The sequence below is a fragment of the Bacillus sp. NTK074B genome, assembly GCF_017303375.1.
Classification (GTDB): domain Bacteria; phylum Bacillota; class Bacilli; order Bacillales; family Bacillaceae_B; genus Rossellomorea.
Window position 1 is genome coordinate 172,507 of sequence record NZ_JAFKOH010000008.1, and the last position, 21,696, is coordinate 194,202.

Annotated in this window: 25 protein-coding genes, 2 pseudogenes and 1 riboswitch; of the genes and pseudogenes, 11 read left to right on the forward strand and 16 right to left on the reverse strand. The window is 47.4% G+C overall.

All coding sequences use genetic code 11. The annotated features are described in order from the left end of the window. Positions 1–45: 45 nt before the first annotated feature. The 3 genes from JI667_RS14895 (at position 46) to add (ending at position 2,556) form a co-directional block, all read left to right on the forward strand. The gene (locus tag JI667_RS14895; RefSeq protein WP_206856465.1) at positions 46–498 is read left to right on the forward strand and encodes an HIT family protein; all 453 of its coding nucleotides are present in this window, start codon (positions 46–48) and stop codon (positions 496–498) included. Further along, positions 495–1,301 (forward strand): protein phosphatase 2C domain-containing protein, encoded by an 807-nt coding sequence (locus JI667_RS14900; RefSeq protein WP_206856482.1) that lies wholly within the window; start codon positions 495–497, stop codon positions 1,299–1,301. The genes JI667_RS14895 and JI667_RS14900 overlap by 4 nt, the downstream gene beginning before the upstream one ends. Positions 1,302–1,411: 110 nt before the next feature. Further along, a riboswitch (purine riboswitch) is annotated at positions 1,412–1,511 on the forward strand. A 52-nt stretch (positions 1,512–1,563) separates the two neighbouring features. Then, on the forward strand, positions 1,564–2,556 hold the full coding sequence (gene add, locus JI667_RS14905) for an adenosine deaminase (RefSeq protein WP_206856497.1): 993 nt from the start codon (positions 1,564–1,566) through the stop codon (positions 2,554–2,556). 52 nt (positions 2,557–2,608) lie between these two features. Here the strand turns inward: add and JI667_RS14910 are convergent, their stop codons facing one another. From JI667_RS14910 to JI667_RS14920, 3 genes are all read right to left on the reverse strand, one after another. Continuing rightward, complete coding sequence (locus JI667_RS14910) at positions 2,609–3,412, reverse strand: DUF4367 domain-containing protein (protein WP_206856500.1); 804 nt, start codon at positions 3,410–3,412, stop codon at positions 2,609–2,611. Further along, positions 3,397–3,966 (reverse strand): RNA polymerase sigma factor, encoded by a 570-nt coding sequence (locus tag JI667_RS14915; RefSeq protein ID WP_206856503.1) that lies wholly within the window; start codon positions 3,964–3,966, stop codon positions 3,397–3,399. Before JI667_RS14915 ends, JI667_RS14910 begins: the two co-directional genes overlap by 16 nt. A 226-nt stretch (positions 3,967–4,192) precedes the next feature. Beyond that, positions 4,193–4,339: a hypothetical protein gene (locus JI667_RS14920; RefSeq protein ID WP_206856505.1), complete on the reverse strand. Its 147-nt coding sequence runs from the start codon at positions 4,337–4,339 to the stop codon at positions 4,193–4,195. Between the two features lie 258 nt (positions 4,340–4,597). On the opposite strand from JI667_RS14920, the gene JI667_RS14925 reads away from it, so the two are divergent. Next, positions 4,598–5,116, forward strand: a complete 519-nt coding sequence (locus JI667_RS14925; protein ID WP_206856521.1) for an SRPBCC domain-containing protein — start codon at positions 4,598–4,600, stop codon at positions 5,114–5,116. A 27-nt stretch (positions 5,117–5,143) separates the two neighbouring features. Next, complete coding sequence (locus JI667_RS14930) at positions 5,144–5,524, forward strand: VOC family protein (RefSeq protein WP_206856524.1); 381 nt, start codon at positions 5,144–5,146, stop codon at positions 5,522–5,524. 93 nt (positions 5,525–5,617) lie between these two features. On the opposite strand, the gene JI667_RS14935 is transcribed toward JI667_RS14930, so the two are convergent. Both JI667_RS14935 and JI667_RS14940 read right to left on the reverse strand, forming a co-directional pair. Further along, on the reverse strand, positions 5,618–5,860 hold the full coding sequence (locus JI667_RS14935) for a hypothetical protein (protein ID WP_206856527.1): 243 nt from the start codon (positions 5,858–5,860) through the stop codon (positions 5,618–5,620). Positions 5,861–5,930: 70 nt separating this feature from the next. Then, positions 5,931–6,554 (reverse strand): HNH endonuclease family protein, encoded by a 624-nt coding sequence (locus tag JI667_RS14940; protein ID WP_206856649.1) that lies wholly within the window; start codon positions 6,552–6,554, stop codon positions 5,931–5,933. Between the two features lie 360 nt (positions 6,555–6,914). Between JI667_RS14940 and JI667_RS14945 the strand changes: the two are divergent. Further along, a pseudogene (locus JI667_RS14945) lies at positions 6,915–7,238 on the forward strand (GNAT family N-acetyltransferase); the annotation flags it as partial. A gap of 98 nt (positions 7,239–7,336) precedes the next feature. On the opposite strand, the pseudogene JI667_RS14950 reads toward JI667_RS14945, so the two are convergent. The 3 genes and pseudogenes from JI667_RS14950 to JI667_RS14960 all read right to left on the reverse strand — a co-directional run bounded on the left by JI667_RS14950 (position 7,337) and on the right by JI667_RS14960 (position 8,331). Continuing rightward, positions 7,337–7,793, reverse strand: a pseudogene (locus JI667_RS14950) (GNAT family N-acetyltransferase). Between the two features lie 185 nt (positions 7,794–7,978). Beyond that, on the reverse strand, positions 7,979–8,140 hold the full coding sequence (locus tag JI667_RS14955) for an isochorismatase family protein (protein WP_206856532.1): 162 nt from the start codon (positions 8,138–8,140) through the stop codon (positions 7,979–7,981). Then, positions 8,137–8,331, reverse strand: a complete 195-nt coding sequence (locus JI667_RS14960; protein WP_206856534.1) for a DUF1272 domain-containing protein — start codon at positions 8,329–8,331, stop codon at positions 8,137–8,139. The genes JI667_RS14955 and JI667_RS14960 overlap by 4 nt, the downstream gene beginning before the upstream one ends. A gap of 146 nt (positions 8,332–8,477) precedes the next feature. Between JI667_RS14960 and JI667_RS14965 the strand changes: the two genes are divergently transcribed. Beyond that, positions 8,478–8,897 carry an Lrp/AsnC family transcriptional regulator gene (locus JI667_RS14965; RefSeq protein ID WP_206856535.1) on the forward strand — a complete coding sequence of 140 codons (420 nt, stop codon included), beginning with the start codon at positions 8,478–8,480 and terminating at the stop codon, positions 8,895–8,897. A gap of 54 nt (positions 8,898–8,951) precedes the next feature. On the opposite strand, the gene JI667_RS14970 is transcribed toward JI667_RS14965, so the two are convergent. From JI667_RS14970 to JI667_RS14980, 3 genes are all read right to left on the reverse strand, one after another. Then, on the reverse strand, positions 8,952–9,332 hold the full coding sequence (locus tag JI667_RS14970) for a YkvA family protein (RefSeq protein WP_206856536.1): 381 nt from the start codon (positions 9,330–9,332) through the stop codon (positions 8,952–8,954). A 20-nt stretch (positions 9,333–9,352) separates the two neighbouring features. Further along, positions 9,353–9,703 carry a potassium channel family protein gene (locus tag JI667_RS14975; protein ID WP_206856537.1) on the reverse strand — a complete coding sequence of 117 codons (351 nt, stop codon included), beginning with the start codon at positions 9,701–9,703 and terminating at the stop codon, positions 9,353–9,355. 190 nt (positions 9,704–9,893) lie between these two features. Beyond that, entirely contained in the window at positions 9,894–11,546 is a 1,653-nt protein-coding gene (locus tag JI667_RS14980) for an ABC transporter substrate-binding protein (RefSeq protein WP_206856545.1), read from the reverse strand. Positions 11,547–11,645: 99 nt separating this feature from the next. On the opposite strand from JI667_RS14980, the gene JI667_RS14985 reads away from it, so the two are divergent. Next, a complete protein-coding gene (locus tag JI667_RS14985) occupies positions 11,646–12,890 on the forward strand; it encodes an MDR family MFS transporter (RefSeq protein ID WP_206856547.1) in 1,245 nt (414 codons plus the stop codon). 415 nt (positions 12,891–13,305) lie between these two features. Here JI667_RS14985 and JI667_RS14990 read toward each other — a convergent pair whose 3' ends face one another. From JI667_RS14990 to JI667_RS15010, 5 genes are all read right to left on the reverse strand, one after another. After that, the gene (locus JI667_RS14990) at positions 13,306–14,880 is read right to left on the reverse strand and encodes a SagB family peptide dehydrogenase (RefSeq protein WP_206856556.1); all 1,575 of its coding nucleotides are present in this window, start codon (positions 14,878–14,880) and stop codon (positions 13,306–13,308) included. Between the two features lie 20 nt (positions 14,881–14,900). Further along, positions 14,901–16,847, reverse strand: coding sequence for a TOMM precursor leader peptide-binding protein (locus JI667_RS14995; RefSeq protein ID WP_206856564.1), 1,947 nt, complete (start codon positions 16,845–16,847; stop codon positions 14,901–14,903). Continuing rightward, on the reverse strand, positions 16,844–18,736 hold the full coding sequence (locus tag JI667_RS15000; protein WP_206856566.1) for a putative thiazole-containing bacteriocin maturation protein: 1,893 nt from the start codon (positions 18,734–18,736) through the stop codon (positions 16,844–16,846). The genes JI667_RS14995 and JI667_RS15000 overlap by 4 nt, the downstream gene beginning before the upstream one ends. A 129-nt stretch (positions 18,737–18,865) precedes the next feature. After that, positions 18,866–19,135 (reverse strand): heterocycloanthracin/sonorensin family bacteriocin, encoded by a 270-nt coding sequence (locus JI667_RS15005; protein WP_206856568.1) that lies wholly within the window; start codon positions 19,133–19,135, stop codon positions 18,866–18,868. A 525-nt stretch (positions 19,136–19,660) separates the two neighbouring features. Continuing rightward, entirely contained in the window at positions 19,661–19,831 is a 171-nt protein-coding gene (locus tag JI667_RS15010; protein ID WP_206856570.1) for a hypothetical protein, read from the reverse strand. 130 nt (positions 19,832–19,961) lie between these two features. Here JI667_RS15010 and JI667_RS15015 point away from each other — a divergent pair, with 130 nt between their 5' ends. The 3 genes from JI667_RS15015 to JI667_RS15025 are packed head-to-tail and all read left to right on the forward strand — an operon-like array spanning position 19,962 to position 21,584. Then, positions 19,962–20,453, forward strand: coding sequence for a GNAT family N-acetyltransferase (locus JI667_RS15015; protein ID WP_206856571.1), 492 nt, complete (start codon positions 19,962–19,964; stop codon positions 20,451–20,453). Further along, positions 20,443–20,982, forward strand: coding sequence for a GrpB family protein (locus JI667_RS15020; RefSeq protein ID WP_206856573.1), 540 nt, complete (start codon positions 20,443–20,445; stop codon positions 20,980–20,982). Before JI667_RS15015 ends, JI667_RS15020 begins: the two co-directional genes overlap by 11 nt. Further along, the gene (locus JI667_RS15025; RefSeq protein WP_206856575.1) at positions 20,979–21,584 is read left to right on the forward strand and encodes a hypothetical protein; all 606 of its coding nucleotides are present in this window, start codon (positions 20,979–20,981) and stop codon (positions 21,582–21,584) included. Before JI667_RS15020 ends, JI667_RS15025 begins: the two co-directional genes overlap by 4 nt. The last annotated feature ends 112 nt before the right edge of the window (positions 21,585–21,696 follow it).

Consider the following 21,696-nt stretch of genomic DNA (forward strand, 5'->3'; position numbering starts at 1 on the left):
CGGTGGGGTTTTTTGTTTTTCTACACTTTTAAAGGGGGAAGTACAATGGGGAAAGATTGCTTTATCTGTGATAAGCACACCGGTGATATTGATACATCGGGAGTATCGATTTACGAAGACGACTATGTGTATGTGGGACATATCGATCGAAACGGTAAACCAAACTATCTAGGTCATATTATGATTGATTTAAAGAGGCATGCCCCGTCGCTTGCAGATATGACAGAAGAGGAAGCAAAGGCGTTTGGCATCACTATGGCGAGAGTCAGTAAGGCTCTCATAGAATCAGAGAAGGCTGAGCATATCTATTCCCTTGTGTCAGGCAATTCCGTTCCCCATCTTCATATGCATCTGGTCGCTCGTTACCCGCACACACCGAAAGAGTTCTGGGGTCCCATGGAGGTGTACGACTGGGAAGATGCTCCGATGGGTGATAACGATGAAGTGGTAAAGCTAAGTACCCGCTTGAAGGAATATATGGAGAAGAACTCCATATGAGTTCTATCGTTGAGTTCAGTTGGAACGGCAGTCACATCCATTATGTAGATGAGATTCGCATGGATCACATCAGTCACCTGACTCTGGGACGATTTGGCGGTAATTCAGCGGCAGGACAGTATAAGAACGAAGATGGATGCTTAATATGGGCGGATGAGACAAGAAGCTGGGAATTTGTTGTGATCCTGGATGCCCATCATTCCGCCGAAAGTGCTGAATTGGTCCTTCAACAGTTTTTAACTTATAAGGCAGACATTCAAGGCCTCTTAACGAAGCCGTATGCGCAAACGTTTAAAGAAATAGAAGAAACCTTCCTGCACATGTTTCAGGAAGAGGAGTTTCTGTCTGATTGTCGAAAAGTCAAAGGCGAAACAGCTTGTTTGATTCTCTTACGAAAAGACAAGTACCTGTGGTGGTTCTCAATAGGGGATTGCCTTTCCTATCTGTTTCACCCTGAACTTGCGAAACTGGGACAATATCAAATCAACCAACGGCAATTTTACGAATGGGTAGGGCACGTCAACACCTTCGATCAAGACGTTCCCTGCTTCAGCAGTGGCATACGCGAACTAAGAAAAGGAATGAATCGGATTCTGATGACTACAGATGGATTAGTGGAATGTCCCAATGAACCTTACTCTGACCCTGAAAAGATCTACAACGAACTCCAGCGTCATCAAGGAAGCGACGGCATCATAGCTCTCCTTGGCACCATCAGGGAAAATCATGTACGGGATAGTACAACCATCATTTTCTGGGAGGTGGATGTCACGCAGGATGTGCAGATGCCGAGTGATGGGTAGAAGAAGCATGGGGACGGTTCTTCTGCTTCCATCCTGATCCAAAGGAAGCAAGAGAACCGTCCCTCTGCCTCCCTTGACAATCAACCGAAACTTTATTATCGTTATAAAAAACCGAATACGATTTTCAGATTCGTATAACTCCAATAATATGGTTTGGAGGTCTCTACCAGGAACCAAGAAATCCTGATTACGAAGAAGGTACTTTTTATTTGTATTTTCTTCGTAATCAGGATTTTTTTTATGAAAATTGAGGAGGTCCAACATGAATTATTCTACAATGCCAAAGATTGAACTGCACTGCCATCTGGATGGGAGTGTCAGGCCTGAGACAATTATTGATTTAGCAAAGAAAGACGGGATCGATATTCCTTCATTTGATAGAGAAGAGATGAAAGGGGAGCTCATTGCCCCGTTGGACTGTGAATCATTGGATGAATACTTGGAGAAGTTCTCAATTCCGAATGACGTGATGCAGTCAAAGGAAAATCTGAAGAGAATCACCTTTGAACTGTATGAAGATGCAGCAGGGGAGAATGTGAAATATATGGAGGTCCGATTTGCTCCTCTTCTTCATACACGAAAGGGATTATCGGTAGAAGAGATCATCGGAAGTGTGATCGAAGGGATGAAAGAAGCAGAAGAGCAGTTTGATATTAAAGGGAATGTCATTCTGTGCTGTATGAGAACGATGACGCCGGAAAGCGCTTTTCAGGTGGTGGAAAAAGGGAAGGGCTTCCTTGGAAATGGAGTCGTCGCCATCGATTTATGTGCGTCTGAAGAGGAAGGATTCTGCGGGGAATTCATTGAACCCATCGCACTTGCGAGGGAGTATGGTTACCGAGTCACGATTCACGCAGGTGAAACGGGAGTGGGAAGAAATGTCCTTGAGGCGGTTGAATGGCTGAAGGCAGAACGAATCGGTCACGGTGTGTATATAAAAGACTGTCCGGAAGCGTATCAGGTGGTAAAGGAAAAAGGGATTGTGCTTGAAATCTGTCCAACGAGCAATGTTCAGACCAAAGCGGTCCAGGCGTTCCGTGATCACCCACTTTACGATTTTCACCGGGACGGAATCAAGATTACCATCAATACGGACAACCGGACGGTATCGGATACGACGATGACACAGGAATGTGAGTTGGTGTGGGGAGAATTTGCCATGAGTGAAGAGGATTACAGGGAGATTTACATGAATAGTGTAGAAGCGGCTTTTGCGAGTGATGAGGTGAAGGAAGGGTTGAAGGGGTATTTGTAAGGAAGTGTGGGGACGGTTCTCCTGATTGGGCCTTGATCCGTCCCGGCACTGCTTACTTCATGGATTTTGCGATGTTGGTCAGCTCTTCTTTTGAGAGATTTGTACCAAATAATTCGTATTGCACTCCGTTATCTAGAAAGGTGATGAGGTATTCTGCTTTTACGGCAGGTTCATTCCTTTGATCATCCCAGTACTTTACCGGTCTTTTTCCGATGATGCCTCTCTGTCCAATCTCAATGTTTTTCACATCATTGAGGACAACAGCACCTTCCATGTTTTTTCGTTTGTAGGCTTCTATCCATAGGTCTTTCTGATTTTCGGTCTGAAACGTGATATGCATATGGTCGTCTTTCCAGTAAAATCGATTCAGGGTTAATCCTTCAGGTAAGGATGACGGTTCCATTATGGTGAATCCGGCTGTCTTCATTGCATCTCTTGAATGTTGATAGGATTTCCCCAACTCTTCTTCCTCGAACTTCTGGACGATAAAGTCCTTTTGCTTGGTTTGTTTTAAGATATATCCATTTTCTGTATAAATCGGCTCATACTTTGCTAAGGTATACTTTTCTTCTGATATGGTCTTTACTCCATCGATGTAAATATAACCGTCATGAATTTCGATACGGTCATTGGATGAGATATCGATGTGAAAGACTTGGGATGTCCATTTTTCAGTCATAGATCTCACTTCTGGAGAGAGGGTAAATACGGTTCCCGTCAGCAGAAGAAATACAAGTGCAATCTGATAGATAGGACTCTTATACCATTGTTTCTTCTTCCTTTTAAAGGTCACTTTATCCGAAAAATCGAATTCGTCTGCGACTTTATTCAACGTCTGTTTTAATTCTTGTTCCATACTGCGTTCCCTCCCATAGAGTTATCTACATCAGGATTTTCCCTCATCAGTTTCTTTAGTTTCTTCCTGGCATTGAATAGCCGGGATTTCACTGTACCATGATTGATTTGTAAAGTGTCCCCAATTTCTTCTATGGACAATTCCTGATAGTAATGAAGGATAATAACAGCACGAAGTTTAAAGCTTAACTGTTGAACACATGAGTAGATACTTTTAGCATTCTCATCAATTAAATGCTTCATTTCGGGTGTGTGATGATCGGCAGGTTGCTTCCCGATCTGTAACCAGAACCGTTTTCTTCTTGATGTTTTTAAGGCACAATTCACCACAATGCCATTAAACCATGTTTTGAATAATCCTTTGTTGGGATTGAATCGCTTCAGTGAATAGTAAGTCTGCAACATGGCTTCTAGTACCGCATCCTCAGCTAAAGAATAATCATGAAGCAATAAATATGCCGTCTTCCGAGCATTTAGAATATGGGGGCCGAGTAACGCTTCAAACGCCTCCTCATTCCCCTTAGTGGCCATTTCAACTAACGTATCTTCTTCCAATGTCGTTCATCCCCCTTTCACTGTTTTATTACCATTAAATCGAGTAAAGGTTCACTTTTCTTGAAAAACGATTGAATTCCATAAAAAAAGATCAGCATTTGCTGATCCTGGAAAACATATTTGCTTCTATGAAAATGATAACATAATTTGTAAGGAATCAAGGGGGGAGCGCTGCTTTGTTTAGAGGGAAAGCGGAGCACGTGAACCTGACCCTTCCATTCCTTCCTCAAAGATGATCTGTACTGATCCTTGGCGCTTCAGGCTCAAGAGATGCAGCTTCTCTGGCATTATCATTGTGTCGATCGGTTTTCTTTACGTTTTCTGATGTACTGTTTTTTTCGTTGTGTTGGGATGGTTTCTTGTTGCTGGTCATCCTATCACCTCCTATTGATAATATGGTCCATTTTCTCTTGAATATGAAGACGGAGAGTTTCTTTTTTGCGCCATCTTCAGGTCAGACAGGTTCCCGCGAAAGATGCCACGGAACCTGTCCCCATGGCACGGAGTTAGAAACACAGAAGGAATTAAGGTTTTTCTGAAGAATAGTACAAAGAGTGCCTTTTTTTTCAGATAGCCATCATGTCATCACATACGTATTTTCAACTCATATAGAACTTGAGGAGGAAACGACATGTCTAACAGCAATCAAATGCTTTCGAGAGTGGAAGATGACGGGGTTCTTATCCTTGAGAGGATCTTTGATGCCCAGCGTGACCTTGTGTTCAAGATGTTCAAAGATCCTGAGCACCTTAAACAGTGGTGGGGCCCGCGAGGCTGGGAGCTGCCTGTGTGCCATGTGGATTTCCATCCTGGCGGTGTCTGGCACTACTGCATGAAGTGCGTGGACCAGGGCCAGGGTCAATTCTACGGGATGGAGTCCTGGGGGAAAGGGATATATAAAGAAATCATTGAACCGGAGAAGATCGTCTACGTCGATGTCTTCTCGGATGCGGAAGGCCAGACGAACGAAGACATGCCGGCAACGGAAGTGACGTTGGAATTCATTGATATGGGAAGCAAAACGAAGCTGGTCAATCGTTCTGTATACTCTTCAGCAGAAGCCCTTCAGACCGTCCTGGACATGGGAATGGAGCAAGGCATCACGGAAACATGGGATCGTCTGGGTGAAGCATTACAAAAGCTGAAATAATACATGATTGTAAGGAGTGGAGAATTCATGATCACGAAAGTCGTTCAAATTATGTTGTATGTGGATAACCAGGATGAGGCGGTCCGATTTTGGACGGAAAATGTAGGATTTACCGTGAAGGCAGAGGAAGATAACGGTCAAGGAATGAGATGGATTGAAGTGGCACCAGCGAATGAAGCCGAAACAAGCATCATTCTGCATAATAAAGAATTCGTGGCAAAAATGTCGCCTGGCCTCAATCTGGGTACGCCTTCTTTAATGTTTTTCACGGATCAATTTGATGAGCTATATTCCGGTTTATCCAATAAAAAGGTCAAAGTAGGGGAAATCGTCGAGATGCCAGGGGGCAGAGTATTCAACTTTGCGGACCATGAAGAAAATTATTTTGCGGTGATGGAGAGGAAGTAAGGTGATATGCCAAGGGTATGCCAAGGGGACAGGTGCCGTGGTTCTCTTGCCCGATTGCAAGAAGAGGCCGGGGGACCTGTCCCCTTGGTTTTTTTAAGGTCTTTCCAACACAGAAGCGAGCATTCTATGCACAACTTCGTGATCCCGCACATCATGTAAGCGATATTCATCACCGGGCAGTGAATACCATTCCTCCGCCCCGAGGTAGGTGATTGAAAGCGTAAGGGCACCGTCCTCACTACATGTGGTAACCAGTTCAAGTTCTCCACTGATCACCCCGACTTCAGACGTCATGACCCCGTGAGTCGCTGTCAAAATAGTCGATATCTTGTCCATATGTGTACCTCCATTTCTATGATTGGATGGAAAAAGGAAGCACGGGAACCGTCCCCATGCTTCCCTGTGATCAATACACGCAGCTGTTCAGCATGCCTTGAAGGGCCGTCTTCTCTGATGACTGCAGGCTCAAGCCCCATTTGTATTTCGTGCTGATCCACCATTTGGAGTAACCGCAGGCGGCACCGGAACGGGGTGGCTGCCAAGTGGATGGATCCTGGTCGCCTTTAGAGCGGTTGGAGCTTGCGCTGACGGCGATCAGCTGGGGACCGCTCAGGTCATTGGCGAAGTCTTCTCGCTTATCAGTCGTCCAGCTGCTGGCTCCGGAGCGCCATGCTTCTGCAAGGGGAACGACGTGGTCGATATCAAGGTCGGACGGATTCGTGAACGTGACGCCGTCGTAATAACTGTACCACGACCCGGATGTTACAGGGCAGCTGCCGCTGTAATAATCGGCGTCACGCTTTAGGACAAGCTGACGGGTGTCACACCCATTTCCCTGGCCGATCCAGTGGGGGAACTTGTCACGGGAGTAACCGGTCATGGAGCTTTCCGATTTGACAGTCAACGCGTTCAACTGTGATTGGGCCGTGGATTTGGACGGTGTCCCGGGCGGAGTTGCGAATGCGCTCGGGAGAAAGGTAGCGAACGAGAGAAGCAGGGCAACGACAAACAACAATGGTTTCTTTAGCATGGGGATGCCTCCTGTATGTATTTTTTTTATATCAACATTCATTCGTAAGAGAATGAAATGTTAATAGTAAAACAACGTAGTCAGGCAGTAAGAAATGAATGTTTATGGAAGAATGGGCATCAGGTGTGTTCGCTTCTACTTGAAATGATAGGGGATGGAATAAGCTTCTCACAAGTAAATATTTTGTAAATCAGGGTCATTTTAGAAAGATGAAACTTTATGCCTGTACCTTCAGCATCAGATGTTCCTCAGGAGTGAGAGGTTTGTATGTCGTAATGACTAGATGGAAAAAGGTGAGGATTGGACAGAGGGAGTTTGAAATAATTGGGTAAAGGGAGGGGGACCATGAAAAAAACCATAGGTTACTTTGTCGCGATTGAAAATGAGGAAGTCCTTGGTGCTGGCGGGGGCGGGATGATGAGTGAGACCGAGGGAGAGCTGTATGTCTTATACCTGGATCCTTCGAGGCGCAATGAAGGGATCGGGACACTCTTGTTAGAGGCCATTACCAGGCAGCAGAAAGAAGAATTCCAAGCGGAGAAGCAGTGGGTGTCAGTTCAAAAAGGAAACCAAAAGGGGGTTCCTTTTTACGAAGCGAAGGGGTTTGTGTATGAGAGCGAACAGCCTGTTTATGGGAATGAGACGGGGGAATATCGGTCGTTGAGGTATTCCCGCTTTATTTAAGGGGAGAATGGGCGACGGTTCTGGTGCTGCCTCTTAAACGAAAAACGGAAGCATGGGGAACTTCCCTGCTTCCGTTTTGAACCATTTCTATTGAACGATTACTCGTTTATATTCTTGATCACTGCCATTTCCTTCCCAAACGTATCGCCATGATCGATGAATCCCAAACTAGCGTATAATTGATGGGCTCCACCATTTTCAGGATGATAGCCTACAACGATTCTTTTGGCATTGGGTAACTTAGCCATTTCCGAAATCATTAACTTAGTTGCCATTTTGCCGATACCCTTCCCTTGGAAGTCCTTATGAATCATTATTCTATATACCCAATAAGCATCGAGTTCTTCTTGAACTGAATTGTACATTAGGAAAGCCGACTGCTTTTTCATCAGCATAGATGACATAAGGCTTTAATGTAGGCTCAAACTTTGACTGTGCTATTGATATAGCATTGGATTCAATATAGTTTTCTTGTTCTGCCGTTACTTCTAATTCACAGCAGTCATACCAGTTTTCTGCATTTACTTCTACGATTTTCACATTTTCTGTACTCATTATTTTCCCCTTTCAGTATCCGGGGAAACGCTAAACAACTCTGTTGTTAATTAGACGTTAACCCCTTGTGCTCATGAATCATAAACATTCTCTTGATTGTCATAATGAACGCCTCCTTAACCAACTTTAGTCTGTAATTTATCAGACTACTTCCATTATACTATATTTTCAAATAAATTTGTAACCTATTTTGAAACATGTGTAATAAAGATGATCTCTTCATCCTTTTCCCGACACTCATCTAATAATTGTTTGATGTTTTCCTCTGCATCCGGGTTATTTCTCTTCCCCCATTGAGGATGAGCAAACGTCTTTTGTACATCTATGATGAGCAGTGCACGTTTCATGACCGCCCTCCCAATGGACAGGACGCAGCCTGTTTCGGCCGTCTGACCAGTTCTCCATGACAATTTGGACAAATGTTGGCCATTTCATCTGTACATGAAGAACAGAACGTACATTCATGAACACAAATATAAGCCTCCTCATGCACATGTTCTCCACATTTTTCGCATATTGGCTTCATTTCTAATCCCATAACCAAACCCCTTTTCTCTTTGACTTACTATTATCTTATTGAAAAAAAGAACCTGTTTACAGGCTATTTCTTAGGCGTTTTTACTGTTATTCTTAAATCATTAAGGAATTGATTGGAGTTTACATTACATTTGAAGGTGGAGAATCGTGGATAACATAAATCGGCACATATTGGATGTATTGCAAGGGAACGGCAGAATCTCGATGACTGAATTGGGGAAGGAAATCTCTCTTTCCGTACCTGCCGTCACAGAGAGGGTAAGGAAGCTTGAGGAGCAGGGAGTCATAGAGGGATACAAAGCCATCGTTAATCCGGAAAAGGTGAACAAACCCGTTAAAGCATTTGTATTGATGAAAACCCATCGGTGTAAAGCCTTCAGAGCCTTTTGCAAAGACCATCCACACGTTGTGGAATGTCACAGGCTTACGGGGGAGTACAGTTATCTGGTGAAGGTGGTCACGGAAGATAATTCATTGCTGGAAGCATTTATTGATGCATCCATGGAGTATGGAGAACCGTATACGATGATGAATCTTTCTTCATCGGTTAGCGGGAAGATTATTTGAATAGGGAAAGGCAATGTCTGGATTTTTGGCCATTGCCTTTTTATCTGCAGCATCCTATCCAACCAGCCATTTCCCTAGCCATACAGCCAATAGAATCCAAATGATGATAAAAACAGCTCCGGCAAACCAGTTCTTAGGTTTGTCGCTCTTCACCATATGTCTCGCCTGTTCCCGTTTCTCCTCGAGTATGTCCGGGGGGATCATTTTCAGGGTGACGATAATGCCGAGGGGAACCAGAATCAGATCATCCAGATACCCGATGACCGGAATGAAATCAGGGATCAGATCGATGGGACTGAAGGCATAGGCGACTACACACATGGCCAACATTTTTGCATACAGAGGGGTTCTTGGGTCTTTATAGGAGAGATAAAGCACGATCAGATCCTGCTTAACGGTTTTGGCATAATTCTTTAGGTTCGCTAATGAATTCATAGGAGACCTCCCCGGGAATGCTATTCCCTTTCCGCATTCCTTTTCAACTTTTCCGGTTTTTGAATCATGGCATAGGCAACGTATCCGATCATTCCAATGAAGACCCCGTTTCCGCCAAAGATATAGATCATCGTGAATATCTTACCGAAAGTCGTTTGAGGTTCAAAGGTAGGGTGCCCGATTGTACTTAAAGTCACCACGCAAAAATAGAGAGCATCAATCACAGAGAGCCCTTCCTGCTTCACATAAAAGGTTGTGCCTGAGAACAACAGAACGAGCACCAATGTAAAGAGAACCTGGAAGTTTTTCAGTTTAAAGGCCTGCCATAAAGCTTTGACCAGTCGTTTTAATGTGAGGGAAAATGAAATCATGATAGGTAAGTGACTCCTTTAATAGTCTGTGTTTTTGATAGCATAACAGATGGGCGGCAGGTTGAGAAGAGACTCTTGGAGGGGGCTGATCCAGAGGGATTCGACCATTAATCAAAGTGGGGATCAATAAATCATCACGATTCTCCCCGAAAAGGAAGCATGAGAACCGCCCCCATGCTTCCCCCCCGGCTCATATCTCCGGCCTCACCCACAGCTTCGAAAAGTCCACATACCCAAAATGCTTGATTTCAATATTCATAATATCCGTTGAAAAAGGGATATAGCGTTTTTCATAATATAGCGGGATCATAATGGATTCCTTCATTAACCTATTCTCCAAGTTCTTATTCAACGACGTCCAATCCTCAAATGGCGTATGCCGATACTCGTCCAGAAGCTGATTCCACAGGCTTTCTTTTTCGAAAAGTCCGTGAAGAGGTGAATAACCGTTCTTCAGGAAATGATAAAACGAAAAATCCTGGTTCGATTCAAAGATTTCCCCGTGTACGAACAAATCAACATTCAAGGTTTCCGGCTGCCTCGTCAAGGTGTCGGCGAATGAAAACCACTGCACGTCAACGGGTATCCTTTCTTTTTCAAGAATCTCTACAAGCCACTCGGTGGTTTTCGCCGTATGGGCCGCGGACCGGATCACGATGGGTTCCATGAACAGGGGACGGTCGACTTCAGGGATGGTCATGCCTTGATCCTGCCCGACGAGAATGCTTTTCCCGTTCGGTATCAGGCGGGGATCCAGGTCACGGAGGGTGTCGCGGTTCTTCGCAATCATCCAATGCAGATAATCCCGGACGTCTTTTCGTTGAATCTGGGAATCTCGTCCCGGTATCGCATTCATGACCACAATCCCGAATCCAGAGTCACTCTCGACTTCAAATGAGGAAGTTTGATTTTCCTCGATATGAGAATGATAGATTCCCTTGAAGTCTTTCGGCACCTGGACGAATTCAACGGCATCGAGGAGCGGCCTCTCCTGGAAATGCTCTTTAAAGGCAGCGAGAGTCGTCTTCGAATCGTTATTCTCCTCAAGGGAGAAGCATCCTGTACCCAAGGTCCGTCCCTTGGCTTCTTTATAGATACTGGCGTACATCATACTGAGCATGGGGAGGATATAGGTGCAGCCTCCAGGGTAGTGGATGTCGACGATGAGGGGCGCCTTCACCTCGATCCTTTTAACGGGTTTCCATATTTCCTGATAGTGGTGACAGGTCCTGAGCTCCTCGAGACAGTGAGCGACATCCTTCGCCGTTACCATCGATCCGTCGTGGAAGCGGACATCCTTTTTTAGATAAAGTCGCAGTTTGCCAGGGGAAACATCCCAGCTGTGGGCGAGTTCCGGGAGGATTTCCCCTTCTTCAGTAATCGAGACAAGTCGGTTGAAGACGTTTGCCACCAGGTGGGCGCTCATGACGTCTGCGGCCTCCAACGGATGGATGGAGAAAAAGGGATAGCGCTTCGGTACAATCAGCTTGTCCTTGGATTCCTTCACGAACCCGAGCTTACTGTGAAAATGTGTCATCAGCCTCATCTTGCTGTCCGTGGACCAGTTGTACATGAGATATTTGCTGCTTTCGTCAATCGGCTCCTCATCCATCAGCCTCACGACTTCTTCTTCAAACACGTCCTCCACGTCTTTCTTCCATTGGAGGGTGGAGACATTCCCACGTCCGCGACCGGGAGTGAAGGTGATCCAGCCTTCCTGATCCCATTTTTTCAAATAGCGGGAAGTCTGTTTATGGCTTAACTGCAGGGTTTCAGAGATTTCTTCCACTCGGATGCTGCCAGAGGGATAGTACCTCCACAGGGTGAGTAATTTGTTCTCCATATGTTTTTCCTCCTAAAAGGGGACATCAATTAGAAAAATGTCTATTTTTATAATGTTCCGTCTAGTTTACTATACAGTAAATAGAGGAGGGGGAACAACATGAAGTGGAAGGAATTACCTCGAAATATTAAAGTACGGATGATTACGTCATTCTTCAATCGTGCCGTTTCATCTGCCGTCATGCCGTTCATGGCGCTATTCTTTGCCCAGGAACTGAGCAAGATCTGGGCAGGGATCTTCCTGATCGGGACTGTGGTGATCGGATTCTTCGTTAACCTGGTCGGGGGATATATATCTGACCGCTTTCCCCGGAAAAAGGTTCTGCTCTCGACGTCTTGGCTGAACGCCTTGTTTTTCTTGGTGATGACGGCAAGTTTATTTCCAGAAGAGAATCTGATCCTGCTGTTCGCAGGGGCTTATATCGGATTCATCATCACGAGCAGCCTGGGACGTCCGGCGATGCATGCCATCATCATCGACTCGACGACGCCGGAGAACCGGAAAGCCGTCTATGCTTTGGATTACTGGCTCATCAATCTGAGTATGGCGATTGGGGCGGCCCTCGGGGGACTGCTGTACTTGAACCATCAGACCGAGCTATTCATGATGCTTACCTTCACGTCGACGACGATTCCTGTTGCGTATGGGATCTGGCTCCAGGACAACTTTAAAGATCAGCTCGAGAAAAAGCATGAGAATGTATTCATCGACCTAGTGAACAATTACCGGATTGCCTTCAAGGATTCGGCATTTGTGAAAGTAGTGGCAGGGTCGACGTTCATCTTCGCGGCGGAGTTTTCCTTGAACAGCTATATCGGGATCCGCCTGGCGGAAACGTTTGAAGCTGTGAGTATAGGGGAATTTGACATCGTCGGGGTCAGGATGCTCAGTATCCTGAACATCGAGAACATGATGCTCGTTGTGTGTCTGACTTTCATCATCAATCGCTACACAGACACATTGAATAAAAAGCATGCCTTGTTGATGGGGTTGGTTCTGTATGGCATCGGCTATGTGACGGTTACATCCGCCAATACGTGGTACGTCCTGATCGCCTTCAACCTGATTGCAACGTTGGGAGAGCTGATCTATTCTCCGATTCGCAACGCAGAGCAGGCGAACATGATCCCTGGCGACAAACGAGGATCTTATTCCGCTTTTTCAAACCTGTCCTTCAGCGGAGCTGATCTTGTCGCACGGTCCACCATTATCATCGGGGCCTTCCTGATACCGACAATGATGAGTGTCTATATCGGCTTCATCGTCATGATCGGAACGGTCCTCGTATATACAGGATTATTCGGCCGGAGCTGGATCAAGACGAAAGTGCTGGAAGTGAAGTGAGGGACGGACCTCCAAATTCAGCATTCGTTTCATCGAAAGTGTGGTGTTGGAGGTCCGTCCCTCTCAAAAAGGGAAGCACGGGAGCGATCCCGTGCTTTTGATGTAAAGAAAATTCGACACGGAGGATCAATTATTAAAAAAGCGGATTAATTAATTGGAATGAGGGGGGAAATAAACCCGAAAAGGGATTAATAATCGAAAATCCTGCTTAAATAACGCTCAAACCGGATCAATTCCAATTCCACACGGATATTCCGTGGCACCTCTCTCTCCAACCCTCATATCTACTATCCATCCAGGAACACTCCCCAGCTAAAATAGACAATCTACCGACTCTTTCCTGCATAAAAAGAGGGACGGACCTCCAAATCCCTCCGCCCTCAAAATCAAAACGGGAAAATAGAGGTCCGTCCCTCTAACTCATCAACCTTCCTTTGAGCCAGGCACGCTGGCGAAAGGGGCCGATGGGTAGTTGGATGAGGGTGGTTTGGTTTTCTGAGTCTAGTTGGTAGATGTGGTCGGTCCGTTTGGTGTCGAATCCAAGGAGGGGATGGCCGCCGAAGCCTGTGGCAGTTGATGCCAACAGGAGGCGTTGGACGAGCATGCCGGCTTCCATTTGCATGATCCGGTATCCCCTGTATCCGAGGGTGTCCCGGTAGGCTTTTCTATTTCCGATGATATGAAGGCATAAGGGTACCTGAAGCAGGTTGACGTTATCGAGTGTGAGACCCGTCTGCAGTTCCAGGCGGAAATCCCCTGTCTGAATTTTCCGCAGGGCATGGCGGTTGCTGTCATAGGCGTATGCTCCATTCGGTACGCCTTCTACGTTATAGAAACAGCCAGCAATCGAAACACTATTCCCATTGTCATAAGGTACTTCGTCAATATCACTCCGATAAGAATAGGAGTGAATGGCTGTTTTCAATAAAGCCGAAAGTCTCTGCATACTGACCTTTCCCATCACAAAATCCATTTCAGGGGAATGGCGATCCTTACACGCTTCCACAAAGTCATACGCAGAGGACTCCACCTCAGGCAGAAGGATTTCGGTTCCTCCTCTTATACCAGTGGCGAACTGTTTTCCTCGTTTATGAAATTCCCCGGTTGACCGGATTTGAGAAGCCTCATTCACCGCCAGGAGCATAGGGAACTCTCTCAGCGTTTCAGACTTTTCAAAGACTTCATGATCGACGGAAGGAAGCTCCCGACTCAATTCTTCCGACCTGACTTCCCGTCCCATCCCGCTCCTCCCCGCAGCCCAATTCGTTGGTCCAACCGAAAGGGGGATAACGGCATAGACGTTTTCCTCTTCTTCAGAAAGCCCGACTAATCGGTTGATGGCCGCGTCCAGAAATTGACCATACACCCCCGACTCGAATCCGAACCGTTTGGACGTTTCCAAGAGCTGCCCGATGAGAACGCCGGCATCGAGTCCCTGAAGGCGGTAGGAAAAGTTGTTGTATTTAAAATAATTTTTCCAGAATCGTGTGGAAACAAAGGTCGTGGCAAAACAGGATGATAGGTCACATCGGTTGCCGAGTGCCCGTTCCACATAGGAGTCCACATTGCCTTCCCGAAGGAGGACGAGGCGATGGTGGGCGGCATCATAATGATAGATTCCATGTGGGAGATCATTCAGCTTTAAATAGATATACAGTTCATTCGGATACAGTGCCCCTCCCGATGGGGCGAATCGCCGGCAGGAATGGACGGGGGAGACTTCCTCGCTCCCCGTATCATCAGGATACAGGGACTCGCTCACCCCGCTGATGCCATACACATACCAGAGAAAGTGCCCGATTCGTTCCAGGCTGACAGATCCCGGTCTCCCGGAAAGCGACAAGGGCACTTCCATGGAAAGCGGGACAGCCGGCAATCCCCGGTACAGCTTGTAGGGGAGGGGGGCATCCTCCCAGTCCACTTCGAAAACTGGCTGATTGGCCCGATTGATATCAAATTGCAGATTGTGCAGAAAGGATTCGAGACTCATCCTTTTCACCTCCTCTTACGTTAAGGAAACGGATGTGGCTTTTGATTAAGCTCTTCAAACGTCAGCGGGCGGCCGGCATATCCGATTTCCGCCGGTACGTTCAGGACTCGATCCAGCCCGGTCAGGCGGGTGAGATGGTGTCCGAACGTCATGGGAAGCATGCCGGGAATCAAGACTTTCACGCAGTGCAGGCCGTTCTTTGCGAGTTCCGGTGCGGTCTGATCAACAACGATCACCTCAAGGCCCCGGTTCCGGAATGTATCGAGAATCTCCTTCAGGTCCTCGGTCAGGTCGAGATGGGCAGGCGTCTCCTTGAAGGCATCCTGGAAACTCTGCAATGGCCTCTCGTCATCCTGTAAAAAACCAAATCGCTCCTCGGCCTGGGGCAGACCGTACAGCATGCCGTGATCATCCATCTGCCGGACAAGGGAATCATCATCTAGCATTTTTTCATAGTCGGCTTTGTTCTTCTCCAGCTTTTCATCGAGATTCAGCATCATCCCGGCAAGTTCCTGAATCGCGCTTTTCGCGGCTCTGACGGGATCGAGATGGGCGCCGGCCGCTAGGATCAGATTCAATCCCGAATCCTTCCTGTTTTTCGCCATGGCAAAAATGCTGGGTATGCCGTGCTCCATGGTGGAGTTATACAAGTAAAGATCGTACCCGGCAACGGCCCTCATCCGATCGATCATGAGTTGAAGCTCTTCATCCCCTGCGGTATGGGGGTCAAGACGGGGGAGGTTGAGCTCGGCATACCAGGTCATCAGGAAGGAATCCCGTTCGACGACCTCCATGATGCCATAGAAGATCGCTTCCTCCCGGCTTCCGCCGAGGGCACAGCCATTGGACGTTTCGTACACAAAACCGGATGAACGGCAGCCCAGACTGTAATAGGAAAGAAGCTCAGGGACGAGAATCGGCCGCTCATCAATGAGGGAATAGCCCCACACCCAGTCGATGGCCCGGTCAGGATCGAATTTTTCAAATGGGAAACCCGGCAAATCGTACTGTTCATCCGTGTGGACCCCGACCTTGAGTGGATTCAGGGCATGTTCCTTCACATTCCGGTAGCTGTCATGAACGACGGTCCTCTTGCCACGGGGCTGCAGTCCGCAGTGACGTTCCAATCCTTCAAGAATGGCCGTCAGTTCGCTATCCCCGTATACCTGTGTCCGACCGGCCGTCCCTTCATCGCCAGAGAGCATAGGCATATTCACGCTCGCATCGGCAAAGGGGGTGACGAGGTCATACATCTTGCTGTTAAAAAGTCCGGTCCGGTTATCCAGGTAGTCGTTTACGAGGCCCTTTTTTAACTCATCCAGGGGAGTGCACCTGAAACTGTCGGAGCGGATCTTCGGACTGGGGTGAAGCGTGATACGTGCGTGTTCCGGCGCATCGTTAGGGATCCCGCTGCACACGTGGCAGAGGGAGTCGGGAATGAAGGAATGCCAGGAACTGTTCAATGTTTTCAAGTCGGTGAAACATACCCGTCCCTCGGAGGATGGCTTTTTTCCTTCAAGAATCCGTGCCGCTTCTGCTGACAAGATATGAGTCATGTGAAGGAAAGCGGTCTGGGATGCCCATGGATCTCTGGAAATTCCGCCTTCTTCTAAAAGCTTTTCCTGAACCTGCCGCATCTCATGACGTTCCTTTCCACCAAGGAGACGCCTGAGATCGGCACATTGGGAGCAGCCCGGTGCGTCCGGCCGAACCAGTGGTCCGATGATTCCTTCTCCAAACGACACGAATCCTCTCAGCCAGGGGACCGAAAGCTGCCTCATCACTTCTTCGGTCCGTTCATGAACAGCGGGATTCCATGCGTCATCCAGTACGAGGGCCAACTCCGTATTGGCCGGGAATGTCGCTTCCACACTGTTTTGCCGGAAAACGGGGTAGCGGGCTGATAAGACGGAGCCAACCGAGTCTGCCAGAATCCCTTCCCCAACGATTACGACGAAAGAGCTCATGACGTTCCCTCCTCTCGCAGCAGTATGCCGAACACCCCTGCAAGCTCCTGTTTCAATAGGGGTTCGATATTCAGTTCGTACATGACCATCTGCATATGATTCTGTTTCAGGGTTTCGAGTGCTTCTCTCACAGACTCATCGTTTGATAGAATGCTGATTCTCTCCCCATTGCCTTCTGCAAGTGTAACGGCAACAGGCTGTGCATCACGGACATCATTTTGAAGCTGAAAGAGTGCATGCTGAAGAGCATTTCTCAGGGCCAGTGTGACGTTTAATCCCGTATGGCCATGCCAGCCATTTTCCCCACGGACATATAGGACGGGAAAACCGGCAACCTTTTCCCCCAATCCGATTTCCGGTGGCTTTCCTCCGAGAGTGGTCAATGCCCTCAGATAAAATTCGCATTTCTTATCCTCGACTTGATCCAACTCAAGACGACAGATCGTACTGATTTGATCAGATTCTCTTTTTCTCAATCGAGCCGTCAAGCACTTCTGAACTCCGCGGCCGACGCATTCTGCAAACGTCACTCCTGCTGCGGTGGCCATATATTCCCCCTCATCAAGAGGGATGAGGAATCTTCCGAGTTCTGATGCGTACATCTCAATGCCCATGAATCCTGCTTCCCGTCTCGCTTCTTCATGGGTCAAGCCGCTGCAGATCACTTCATCGAGGAGCTCTGCAGGTCCCCGGGACATGATATCCACCGGCTGAACGCGGCATTGAGCGAGGGGGAGCTGCTTTGTGTCCCCTTCTTCCCATATATGAAAAATTCCCGTTTCTTTTGACGTGAGCCGTGTAAAGAGATAGAGCACTTTTTCAGGATCGGCTCTTTCAGAGTTCTGTTCCAGCCGCGTTTCAGGACTGTGAATCGCTTCCGCTTCCGTCCGTCCCGTTTCAAGGGGATGAGGGAGGAAGGAATGCCAGCTTCCTTCAAGGGTTTCGGTATCGAGGAGATAGATTCGATTCCTCTGAGTGGAGGGTGATACCCCTGTGAGCTCCTTGAACAGTTCAAAGACGATCATGTTGGCAAGCATCGCTCCAGGGACCCCCGATTCAACAGATGCATGGTGCCCGTTTCCTAAGGCCGTGGAGTGGAGCCGTCTCCATGCGGATTCCCACCCGGCCTCAGTGTCAGGGTGGATGATGGGTCCCGCGATCCCTTTCACCTGGTGGCATAGCGCCGGAATAAGCAGCTTCTTATCTGCTCTGCAAAGGGCATGGATGAGGTCGAGTTCCTCCTGGTCCTCCTGTTGACTGACATATAAAATCGAGTCGAATGGTCTCAAAGTTTCCCGCCATCCGCCGGGGCTGAATGGGACTTCGAGAAGATCGACGTCTGGATCCGTTTGACGTGCATGCTTCACAAGCTCCGTCAGCCGGCGTCTATTCGTCGGTCCTTCGCCGGTTATAAGCACCTGAAGCTTCTCCATCCCCGATTCTATCAGGGAGGAAACGAGTGAAGTCAGGAAAGTGCCGGATCCGACTGCCAGGACATTGGCCCCGCGGTACGTTTCAAATCGTGAAGCACCCGAGCCCTCCAGACTATCAACAAATTCGATTTGTGAGGCAAACTTTTGCACAACATGAGAGGGAAGTTCATGTGGAGGATCCCGGCTAACGTCCCGTGCAAACCCGTTCTCAATCAGTACCTTCGCGATTTCCATGATTCTATTTTGATAAGGCTCAGGCAGTCCGTTTGTTAAATACTCAAGCGAATATTCCCCGTTGAACATCGGCAGCAGCTTCTCCACCCATTGATCGATCCCGCTTCCCTGCATCCGGAAAGAGCATTGGTTATTCCTGAAGTAAACACCGCTGTTTGGTTCAGGGAGGTAAAACGTGTCCCTTTTCATCTTTACCATCATAGAAGGGTCCAATTTCGTCATAGTGCTCCTCCTTACATCCACAAATGTGACTATCATTATCATCGTATGACAGCCAATTTGTCCCTTATGTATAAAGAAAGACCCCTGCACGGACTCATGCAGGGATCTTTTTACATTTTCAAAGGCTGACTAACGACCGCAGCGTCCGCATCTGCCGCATCCGCCACACCGGCCACCGCCACCGCATCTGCCGCATCCTCCACAGCGGAAACAACCACCACAGCCACCGCATCCGAAGCAGCTGAAGAAGCACGAAAACCCAAATCCGAAACACCCTCCAAACCCAAGGAATAGCCGCTCATCATTCGGGTCATACATATTCTGATCCCATGAAACCGGCTGCGTTGCCTGGAAATCACCTATATTCAGACTTTGAAGTTCATTATGAAAGTTATTCATTCTCTCCATTACCTCCTAAACAAAATACCCAATGGCTCTCTACACAAAAGCATTTCAAAACTAGGTAAATGCACCAAAAACGTGAACACTCTTCATCAACATATGTCACGGGGAAAGGGAGTGTGCCTGATACATAAGCCCATTGTGAGGGACGGACCTCCAAATGAAGAAATCATTTTATCCAAAAGGGGATGCAGGAGGTCCGTCCCTCATACAGAGTACTCGGACAGGCACTTCACATGTAAAGAATATTCGACAAGGAGGATTAATTATTCTAAAAGCGGATGAATAAATCGAAAAGAGGGGGGAATAGATTCCAAACAGGATGAATAATGGAGAATCAGGGGGGAATAACGTACAAATTGGGTTGATTATCAAATCGGAGGGATTTTCTATGGGATCTATCCATCCAAAATCCTTACCTCGAATCCCTTTTAAGAGCAGAAATCAACTAAAAACAGACAATCGAACGACTTTTCATCATAGGATGGGGAAAAGGACTACCTAAGCTGGAGGGACGGACCTTCATATGTCGTCCACGACGGAAAAGGCTCGTTCCAAGTGGACGCTCTCTTTCAATCCATCCATTTTTTCTATTTGACTATTATTATCGTAAAACGAGTAGATTCCGTCATACGTCCAGGTGAGGAATTCATTGATATCTTCATGGGTTCTTCTTCTAACGGTCAGTTGCATGCTTGTTTCTCCTTTTGTAGGTGTTATCGACTTTTTCTATTTTATCATAGCTATTTCTTTATTTTTCCTTTTTTTACAATTTGATCTGTGGTATCTTCCAGTAGAGTACCTGAAAAAGGGGAGAACATGGATGAACGTCGTGTCACTGAAAGAGATACGGAAAGAGAAGTTGATTGCCTTTTTCCATGAGCATTGGGGAAGCCCTGAGATGGTGGTTTCAAGCGGAATCTATGACTGTGCTACTTTGGACGGATTTGCCGTCCTTCTTGATAACGGGTTGATTGTAGGGTTGATTACATATGTGGTCAAGGGAGGGGGATGCGAGATTATCTCCCTTGATAGTTTGGAAGAGGAAAAGGGAATCGGCACGACCCTGATAAAAGAAGTAGAGAAAATGGCTGCCGGAAATGGATGGAGGCGAATCACGTTGATCACGACCAATGACAATCTGGCGGCTCTGAAATTTTACCAAAAGAGGGGCTTCGTGATGGCGGCGATCCACCGGAATGCCGTAGAGAAAGCGAGGCAGATCAAGCCGGAGATCCCATTGGTCGGCAATGATGGGATTCCGATCAGGGATGAAATTGAATTGGAGAAGGTGGTGACGGTTGATGGAAAGTAGAGATTGGCCGAAGTGGGCGGTGGAATCCGTTGAGATTGCAGCTCCACATCCGGAATGGAATAATGCGGGAAAAGAAGAAGTGAGGAGACTCATGGACTCTTTACGCCCCTTTGGTGTACATGAAGTGGAGCATATCGGAAGTACGGCGATCCATGACCTTCCTGCAAAACCCATCATTGACGTCATGGCGAAGATTCCGTCCTTTGAGGACGTTGACGAAATCGCAGGGGTACTTGCGGAGGATGAATGGCATTTTGTCCCGGTTGAGCTGGATAACCGAGCGTGGAGGAGATTTTTCATCAAAGTGGAGGATGATAGGCGTGTGGCCCATCTCCATCTTATGCCGGAAGGGGAACCCCGGTGGGACGAGCAGCGGTTATTCAGGGACCGGTTGAACGGGGATCCTTCTTTAAAAGAAGAATATGCCGAGCTCAAGATGCATTTGGCGAACCAATTCTCCCACGATCGGGAAGCGTATTCGGAAGGGAAAGCAGCCTTTATACAAAGAGTGTTGGAGGGGCGGAAATGAAGAAACGAATCGTATTCATTATGATCCTTGCCTTGGGTTACCTGCTGATGGCGTGCAGCGGTGACAAACAGGAAGTGGTGGAACAGGCACAGCCTGAACAGGAAAGTGAAAGTAGTGATAACGGGGAGGAACCATCAGGAGAAGCGGAGGAAGAAGTGGATTCAGTCGATTTACAAGAAGCCACGGCAGAAGATCAATTGGATGATAAGGAAGACCCGCTTTCCTCTTACTCTTCAGAAAAAATCGAATATGCCAGAGTATGGCTGCAGGTGATCGGGAATCAGGATGTAGGAGAACTGAACGTCCAGCAGATTCCGGCTGGGGAAAAGGTGAACCCTTATGATGACGAAAGCGTCGCGTATCCGGAAGACGTCATCATGTTAAGCGGTAAAGGCATGGCTGACGGAACCGTCACCTACAGCGGCAATGGGGATGGGACGATTAATGTGTATGATGTTCCGTCGCACTGGCCGAGTGGTGAGCAGATCGAGGAGTCTATGGAGTCGTTTACGCAGAAGATTGTGGACAGTGTTGAGAATGTTTCGGTTCAGGCAGGGGAAGATGAAGAGGTTGTGAAATTGATCGGGAAGATCAGTGGGTAATCAAGGAAAGGTCCATTCTGATAGATATTAAAAAAGATAAAGAGGTCAAAACATGCTTAGTGTATGCTCTGATTTTGAACATCATGGGTAAATATCCAAGGGAAAGCATCAC

Bases quoted from the DNA above. Each gene is read 5' to 3' on its own strand.
- JI667_RS14960 (WP_206856534.1), bottom strand. From the start codon at position 8,331: ATGGGATTAGAAATGAAGCCAATATGCGAAAAATGTGGAGAACATGTG.
- JI667_RS15005 (WP_206856568.1), bottom strand. From the start codon at position 19,135: ATGAATAACTTTCATAATGAACTTCAAAGTCTGAATATAGGTGATTTC.
- JI667_RS15000 (WP_206856566.1), bottom strand. From the start codon at position 18,736: ATGACGAAATTGGACCCTTCTATGATGGTAAAGATGAAAAGGGACACG.
- JI667_RS15020 (WP_206856573.1), top strand. From the start codon at position 20,443: ATGGAAAGTAGAGATTGGCCGAAGTGGGCGGTGGAATCCGTTGAGATT.
- JI667_RS14900 (WP_206856482.1), top strand. From the start codon at position 495: ATGAGTTCTATCGTTGAGTTCAGTTGGAACGGCAGTCACATCCATTAT.
- JI667_RS14930 (WP_206856524.1), top strand. From the start codon at position 5,144: ATGATCACGAAAGTCGTTCAAATTATGTTGTATGTGGATAACCAGGAT.
- JI667_RS14985 (WP_206856547.1), top strand. From the start codon at position 11,646: ATGAAGTGGAAGGAATTACCTCGAAATATTAAAGTACGGATGATTACG.
- JI667_RS14975 (WP_206856537.1), bottom strand. From the start codon at position 9,703: ATGATTTCATTTTCCCTCACATTAAAACGACTGGTCAAAGCTTTATGG.
- JI667_RS14970 (WP_206856536.1), bottom strand. From the start codon at position 9,332: ATGAATTCATTAGCGAACCTAAAGAATTATGCCAAAACCGTTAAGCAG.
- JI667_RS14995 (WP_206856564.1), bottom strand. From the start codon at position 16,847: ATGAGCTCTTTCGTCGTAATCGTTGGGGAAGGGATTCTGGCAGACTCG.
- add (WP_206856497.1), top strand. From the start codon at position 1,564: ATGAATTATTCTACAATGCCAAAGATTGAACTGCACTGCCATCTGGAT.
- JI667_RS14935 (WP_206856527.1), bottom strand. From the start codon at position 5,860: ATGGACAAGATATCGACTATTTTGACAGCGACTCACGGGGTCATGACG.
- JI667_RS14980 (WP_206856545.1), bottom strand. From the start codon at position 11,546: ATGGAGAACAAATTACTCACCCTGTGGAGGTACTATCCCTCTGGCAGC.
- JI667_RS15015 (WP_206856571.1), top strand. From the start codon at position 19,962: ATGAACGTCGTGTCACTGAAAGAGATACGGAAAGAGAAGTTGATTGCC.
- JI667_RS15025 (WP_206856575.1), top strand. From the start codon at position 20,979: ATGAAGAAACGAATCGTATTCATTATGATCCTTGCCTTGGGTTACCTG.
- JI667_RS15010 (WP_206856570.1), bottom strand. From the start codon at position 19,831: ATGCAACTGACCGTTAGAAGAAGAACCCATGAAGATATCAATGAATTC.
- JI667_RS14920 (WP_206856505.1), bottom strand. From the start codon at position 4,339: ATGACCAGCAACAAGAAACCATCCCAACACAACGAAAAAAACAGTACA.
- JI667_RS14940 (WP_206856649.1), bottom strand. From the start codon at position 6,554: ATGCTAAAGAAACCATTGTTGTTTGTCGTTGCCCTGCTTCTCTCGTTC.
- JI667_RS14910 (WP_206856500.1), bottom strand. From the start codon at position 3,412: ATGGAACAAGAATTAAAACAGACGTTGAATAAAGTCGCAGACGAATTC.
- JI667_RS14955 (WP_206856532.1), bottom strand. From the start codon at position 8,140: ATGAAACGTGCACTGCTCATCATAGATGTACAAAAGACGTTTGCTCAT.
- JI667_RS14925 (WP_206856521.1), top strand. From the start codon at position 4,598: ATGTCTAACAGCAATCAAATGCTTTCGAGAGTGGAAGATGACGGGGTT.
- JI667_RS14990 (WP_206856556.1), bottom strand. From the start codon at position 14,880: ATGAGTCTCGAATCCTTTCTGCACAATCTGCAATTTGATATCAATCGG.
- JI667_RS14895 (WP_206856465.1), top strand. From the start codon at position 46: ATGGGGAAAGATTGCTTTATCTGTGATAAGCACACCGGTGATATTGAT.